The following is a 7,205-nucleotide window of genomic DNA, read 5'->3' on the forward strand; positions in this document are numbered from 1 at the left end:
GCAGCAGTTGTCTAAAAAGATTTTAAAAGTGACAAGGGCATGACCATCATGCTTAAGGCGGCTACTTTGCATGGCAAAATAAGCTTCTTCATTATCGGCTTTTCGAACCACAAAATTATCTAATTCAAATGATTTGGTGCCAGAGAGGTTGTGCCATTTAGTGATACGGTCTAGTGCAATTTCACAAGATTGGTTTACTTCGATATGGTTGAGCCATGTTGCAGTTTGTTCGTTTTCTTTATAATGCGGGCATCGAACGGTGTAATTATATATATGAGTGATTGCTGTCATTGTTTACCTACCTATTCGCTATCTAAGTGTTTTCACTATAGACCTTATTTTTTATATTGGTCAATGCTTATTTCAAGAACTTAGATCTAAGCATCACTTTTTACTAAATTAAAAATAAGCTGTTGTCATTGCTGGTTTTTTACATTAAAAGGCAAGTGAAAAAAAGCCCATAATCAAATATGGGCTTATGCTGCGCTACAAAACGAGTTAACCCCAATTCGAGTTAATAAATAGAATAAGTAAGCCAAAATCTGAATATTTGGCCTATCTATCGCCAAACTGATTATTTGTGTTGCTAACAAGACGCTGCTCTACTGACGAATAGTGTCAATAGCGAGTCTATTGCAAGTCTATTGCAAGTCAATACAACGTAGTTAGCGGGACAAATAACGGTTTACTTGCCGTTGCTTGTCCCGAGCTGATGTTAGTTATAAAGCGTTAGTGAAAATTTGACAGATCTCTTGATGTGTTGCCTGTTTCGGGTTAGTAAAGCCACAAGCATCTTTAAGAGCATTGTCTGCTAAAGTTGGGATGTCTTCAGCTTTTACGCCTAACTCAGTTAAATTTGCTGGAATATTAACGGCTTTTGACAATTGCTTAATCGCGTCAATTGCCGCTTTAGCGCCTTGCTCATCTGTCATTGCTGTTATGTCGACACCCATAGCTTTTGCTACATCAGCTAAGCGTGCTGGCACAACTTGAGCGTTATAGGTTTGGACATGGGGCAGTAATAATGCGTTACATACACCGTGTGGTAAGTCATAAAAACCGCCAAGTTGATGTGCCATAGCATGTACATAACCAAGGCTAGCGTTATTAAAGGCCATGCCCGCTAAAAATTGCGCATAAGCCATATTTTCTCTGGCTTGAATATCATCACCTTGTTTAACGGCATTGATTAAATTAGCTTGGATTAGTTCGATGGCTTTGATTGCACATGCGTCGGTGATGGGATTCGCGGCAATAGAGACATAGGCTTCAATTGCGTGTGTCAATGCATCCATTCCGGTAGCCGCAGTCAGCGATGCTGGTTTTTCAAGCATCAATTCTGGGTCGTTCACAGATAGAATTGGTGTGGTATTTTTATCGACAATGGCCATTTTAATGTGCCTTGCTTCATCGGTAATAATACAAAAACGGGTCATTTCACTTGCTGTACCTGCAGTTGTGTTAATCGCGACTAAAGGCATTTGGGCTTTAGTTGATACATCCACACCTTCGTAATCTTTAATGTTACCGCCGTTGGTAGCGACGAGTGCTATTCCTTTAGCGCAATCGTGTGGTGAACCGCCACCTAAAGAAATGATGAAATCACACTTATTGGCTTTTAATAGTTCAAGGCCTGCAGCAACATTACCCGTTGTAGGGTTAGGTTGAACACCATCAAAAATAACTACTTCAATACCATTAGCATTGAGTTTATCTGCAACTTTTGCCACTAAACCAATACTAACCAGTGGTTTGTCGGTGACGATGAGTGCTTTGGTAAATCCAAATGCGTTGATGTCTTTAATTGCTTCATCTACGCTGCCTTGACCAAGAATGTTGACGCTTGGAATAAAGAATTTAGTCGCCATATTGATTGTCCTATATTTAGAATTAAGTTTTCTCTGAGTTAAACATACCAATAACACGACAGCGATTATGTGACGAGGGGCTCGTTAATGGCGAATAAGTCATTATCATTAGGCCGTTTTATTACCAACACGACTTTTTTAAAATAACTGTGATCTGGAGGGGTATTGCCTTGACACCGAAGCTATAATTGGTCGGTAATTGATCGTTTTGTTGTGCAGGTTAGAGATGTTATTTCTCTACAACAATATCATCGAATTTTTTGATGAATATTATACTCTTTATATATAGAATGGTTTACGGTATAAAGACGAAAAATCATAGTGTTAGTTTACTTCTACTATACTGAATAGAGACAGCTTGGATGCTACTGCGCTTGTTAAGGATGGATAAGGGAAATGTATAGATGTTTAGTCTAAATGTTTTTTTCTCAATTTTAGAAAATGCAGCGCTGTTACTCGCGCTGGTTTATGTTTACTCACTCTCTCCTACGCATCAACGCAAGGTGACGCCTTTTTTATGGCAATTTTTCATGGGCGCTGTTATCGGCACGATTGGTGTTGTTATCATGATGGATCCCTTGGTTCATCAGCAGGACATATTGTTTGATGCTCGCACGGTCGTACTCTGTTTAAGTGGTCTATTTTTTGGGGGGATTCCAACTCTTGTCGCCACGATTATCATGGCGCTTTATCGCTATAATTTGGGCGGAGTTGCAGTATGGGTTGGAATATCTGCGTTAAGCAGTAGTGCACTCATCGGATTAATATGGCGTCGGTATCGTCGGCATGAATTGGATCAAATTAGTTATCTTGAATTTTACCTTCTTGGCGTTATTGTTCATTCCCTATTGCTGTTATGGCTATTTTTATTGCCGTTTGATCAAGCGTTAGATGCTCTGCGTACCGTGTCACTTCCTATTATGGTGGTGTTACCTTTATTGACTATGATCATCGGTCATTTACTTGCCAAAATAGTGTTTCGTGGACGCGATATACAAGTCAAATTACAAGAAGATTTTCTTTTTAATAATCAATTTGATATTGGCAATATTGGTATTTCTATTACCACTAAAACTAAGCATTGGTTGAGAGTTAACCCCTATTTATGTCGGATGTTCGGTTATACCGAAAATGAGTTAAAGTCGCTAACTTGGGTAGAGTTAACACACCCAGATGATTTGAATAAAGATTTATTATTATTTGAGAACATGGTCAAAGGCGAAATCAATGAATATGAAATTGATAAGCGTTTTATTGCCAAAGATGGTTCAGTAATCTACACCCATGTGACTATAGCGTGTCGTCGCCATGTTCAAGATAATACTTTTTTAGTTATTGCTGGTTTTCTCGATATCACCGATCAGAAACAAGCCGAACAAGATTTATTGCAAAGTAACGAGCAACTTGCGCTGGTACTTGATAGCAGTGAGTTGGGCGTGTGGGATTGGGATGTCAAAAAAAATAGTTTTAGTACTATCGATACAGTGCTGACATTTTAGGTTGTTCAATGGAAGCGCTTAATCTACACCCTAAACTATGGATAAATGCGATACAACTAAAAGATAAATTTAAGTTTCTTCGCAGCATTAATGAAATTGCAAAAGGCCGCTGCATAAGTCAACGTGTAGAATATCAATTAACTAACATGGACGGCGACAGTCGGTGGATTTTGCAAACAGGAAAGGTCGTTGATGTTGATGATAAAGGTAAACCGCTTAGGGTGTGTGGGACTCATAGTGATATTACTGATATCAAGCAGGTTGAAGACTCGCTAAGTATTGCAGCATCGGTATACCAAAACTCCAGTGAAGCCATGAGTGTGTTTACTGCAAAGGGCATTATCATTGATTCAAATCCTGCATTTTCTTTTATCACTGGATTCAGTCAACAAGACATACAAGATAAACATTTACGTATGTTTGAAACAGATCTTCAACCCCAACATTTTTATCAACAATTAAGCCAACAGCTTAGCCAGCAGGGACATTGGCATGGTGAAGTGTGGATGCGCCGTAAAAATGGTGAAAATTACCTTATCTTATTAACCATTAATTCAATCATCCGAACAAAGTCGCAGGCGGCGCGATTTGTTGCGTTATTTTCCGACATTACCGAGAAAAAGCAAACTGAAGAGTTGATATGGCGCCAGGCTAATTATGATGCACTCACCGGTTTGCCAAATCGTAGGATGTTGTTAACATTTTTGAATCAAGAAGTATTTCATTCTGACCGACAGCATAATCACTTTGCTTTGATGTTTTTAGACTTGGATTATTTTAAAGAGATTAACGACACCTTGGGCCATGATATGGGGGATGTGTTGTTAATTGAGACGGCGGAACGTCTTAAAAACAGCGTACGCGAAACCGATGTTGTTGCCCGTCTTGGTGGTGATGAATTTACCATAGTGTTAACTAACCTTGAAGATACTCATGGGGTAGAACGTGTAGCACAACAAATACTTAAACGACTTTCCGAGCCTTATTTATTAGGTGATCAAACGGCCTATATTAGTGGCAGTATTGGTATTACATTATTTCCAGACGATGCCAAAACAACCGAGGCATTATTGAAGAATGCCGATCAAGCCATGTATTCGGCAAAATCCCATGGTCGTAATCGGTTTAATTATTTTACCTCCGCCATGCAAGACAATGCACAAAAGCGGATGGCGTTGATCCAAGACCTCAAAGTGGCGATTATCCAGCAGCAATTTGAGTTGTATTATCAGCCTATTGTCGATTTAAGACGTCAGCAGAGCATCAAAGTGGAAGCGTTAATTCGTTGGAATCATCCAACCATGGGGTTAATATCGCCAGCAGATTTCATCTCTATTGCTGAAGAAACGGGAATGATAATCGACATTGGTAATTGGGTTTTCTATCAAGCTTGTGAACAAGCTGCAAAATGGAAGGCGCAATTTAATAGTGATATTCAGATTAGTATTAATATGTCACCGGTACAGTTTAAAGACGAGTCGACTGAGGTTGATAATTGGCTTAAACACATGTCTTCGCTCGCGCTACCTACGGATAGCATTTGTATTGAAATCACTGAAAACTTATTACATGACATTGAGCCTAATGTTGAGGCTAAAATATTGGCTTATAGTCATGTTGGTATGCAATTGTCGCTTGACGATTTTGGTACCGGTTATTCATCATTATCCTATTTAACCAAATATAATGTTGATTACCTTAAAATTGATGAATCTTTCGTCGGTCGTTTGGCTGCCAAAAATAATGATATGTGTTTGTGTGAAGCGATTATTGCTATGGCTCATAAACTCGGCATGAAAGTGATTGCTGAAGGTGTTGAAACCGAAAACCAACGGCGTTTATTGGCGCTTGCCGGTTGTGATTATGGCCAAGGATATTTATTTTCTCATGCCTTGTGCTGCGATGATTTTGAGCAAAAGTATTTAGTTGAAAAAGTAATACCTTTGCAGGTTTTGAATTAATATCATGTCCATGCTGTGACTATTAATTTGAAATCTGCATGATCCACCATGATGATATGGCTAATGCTATCACTAATGTAATAGTTAATGATGTTTAGATTAGTATACAATAGCGACCTATTTTTATTTGTGTTATTGGGTCTGTTATGTCATTTACGTCGCTAGGGTTACCGTCATTAATATTAGATGCGGTTAATCAATCTGGGTATCAAACTGCTACTCCAGTCCAACAAGCTGTGATCCCACTAGCGCTAGAAGGCCGAGATGTGTTGGCCAGTGCCGAAACAGGTACCGGAAAAACAGCTGCTTTTGCGTTACCTTTGCTAAGTCATTTAATGGCACAGGATCATTCAGACTCATTGCCAGCAAATCGTTTACGCGCGTTAATCATGACACCTACTCGTGAATTAGCGATTCAGATTGAGCAAAACTTAGTTAAGTACAGCCAGTTTATCAATCTAAACAGCTTAGCCGTTTATGGTGGCGCGAGTATCAATCCTCAGCGTAAGGCATTAGAGCAAGGCATCGATATTTTAGTGGCAACACCTGGGCGATTATTTGACATTATTGGCCAGCATGAATTGGATTTATCTTTTGTTACCCATTTAGTGATTGATGAAGCTGATCGCATGCTTGATCTTGGTTTTGTTAAAGATATTGAAAAAGTGAAGCGTTTAATCGCCAGACAACACCAAACGATGATGTTTTCTGCTACTTTTTCTGAAGACGTTAAAACCCTTGCTGCTAAAATGCTCAACAACCCTGAATACGTTCATGTTGAAACCCAAACTACAGCCGCGAATGTTGTCCAACAGGTGTATCAAGTGGATACCCGCCGAAAAGCTGAGTTGTTATCTGAATTAATTGGCAAGCATAACTGGCAACAAGTTATGGTGTTCACCAGCCGTAAAGAAACAGCAGATCATTTATACCGTGAGTTAAGCTTAGACGGTATTAAGTCTTCGGTATTTCACGGAGATAAAAGCCAAGGGGCGCGAAATCGTGCGTTGGAAGAGTTTAAAACCGGTCAATTACGTGTGTTAATCGCGACTGATTTGGCCGCTCGAGGGCTTGATATCCAAGCTCTGCCAAGAGTCATTAACTTTGAATTACCAGAAGAATGTGAAGATTACATTCATAGGGTAGGGCGTACTGGTCGTGCGGGATTAGGCGGTGAAGCTATTTCGTTGGTGAGTCCACAAGAGCTAGAGTTACTTGGCGCGATTGAACAACTTATTGAACAATCGTTGCCGATATTGGTTCCTAAAGGATACGAGGAAGGGGCGCCATTACCGGCTCGATATCGAGATGTTGCGGCAGAGAAACCGAAAAAAGTCCTTAAGTACAAACGTGGTAAGCCATCTCAAACTGATGCGAAGCCTACTCGTAAGGGTAAATACGCTAAAGCGAAAAAATGATCACTAAACCGATTAACACCAATATTATTACCGGCTTTCTGGGTGTGGGTAAAACCACACTTATTAGCCAATTATTGGCTAATAAACCCAAAGACGAAGTATGGGCCGTGTTAGTAAATGAGTTTGGCGAAATAGGCATTGATGGCGGCTTGTTAAATGCTACAGCTGCTGGTAATGAAAATAGTGATCCTGATGCTACACCAGCAAAGCCCACCAGTATTGTCATAAAAGAAGTGTCAGGTGGTTGCCTTTGTTGTGTGTCTGGCTTACCAACTCAAGTCGCGATAAATCAGCTTATTCAGCAGACTAAACCGGACCGGTTATTGATAGAACCTACTGGGCTTGGACATCCTGCCGAAATCGTGAAGTTATTAACATCTGAGTATTATCAAAATGTTATTACTTTGCAAAGTAGTGTATGTCTGGTTGATGCGCGTAAAGTCAGCGATCCGCGCTATC

The 7,205-nt window shown here is 39.8% G+C and carries 4 protein-coding genes and 1 pseudogene; 3 read left to right on the forward strand and 2 right to left on the reverse strand.

The window, feature by feature from the left end; all coding sequences use genetic code 11:
- Together H5202_RS16240 and yiaY are read right to left on the reverse strand one after the other, a co-directional pair.
- A partial coding sequence (locus H5202_RS16240; protein ID WP_182772995.1) for a cytoplasmic protein occupies positions 1-291 on the reverse strand: 291 nt, incomplete at its 3' end.
- Between the two features lie 428 nt (positions 292-719).
- A complete protein-coding gene (gene yiaY, locus H5202_RS16245; RefSeq protein ID WP_182772996.1) occupies positions 720-1,868 on the reverse strand; it encodes an L-threonine dehydrogenase in 1,149 nt (382 codons plus the stop codon).
- A 404-nt stretch (positions 1,869-2,272) separates the two neighbouring features.
- Between yiaY and H5202_RS16250 the strand changes: the two are divergent.
- The 3 genes and pseudogenes from H5202_RS16250 to H5202_RS16260 all read left to right on the forward strand — a co-directional run.
- Positions 2,273-5,328, forward strand: a pseudogene (locus H5202_RS16250) (EAL domain-containing protein).
- A gap of 146 nt (positions 5,329-5,474) precedes the next feature.
- Positions 5,475-6,746, forward strand: coding sequence for a DEAD/DEAH box helicase (locus H5202_RS16255; RefSeq protein WP_182772997.1), 1,272 nt, complete (start codon positions 5,475-5,477; stop codon positions 6,744-6,746).
- Positions 6,743-7,205, forward strand: a 463-nt coding sequence (locus H5202_RS16260; RefSeq protein ID WP_272490474.1) for a CobW family GTP-binding protein, incomplete at its 3' end; no start/stop codon positions are given. The genes H5202_RS16255 and H5202_RS16260, both read left to right, overlap by 4 nt.

Origin of the sequence: Shewanella sp. SG41-4, assembly GCF_014164505.1 — a bacterium.
GTDB lineage: Bacteria > Pseudomonadota > Gammaproteobacteria > Enterobacterales > Shewanellaceae > Shewanella.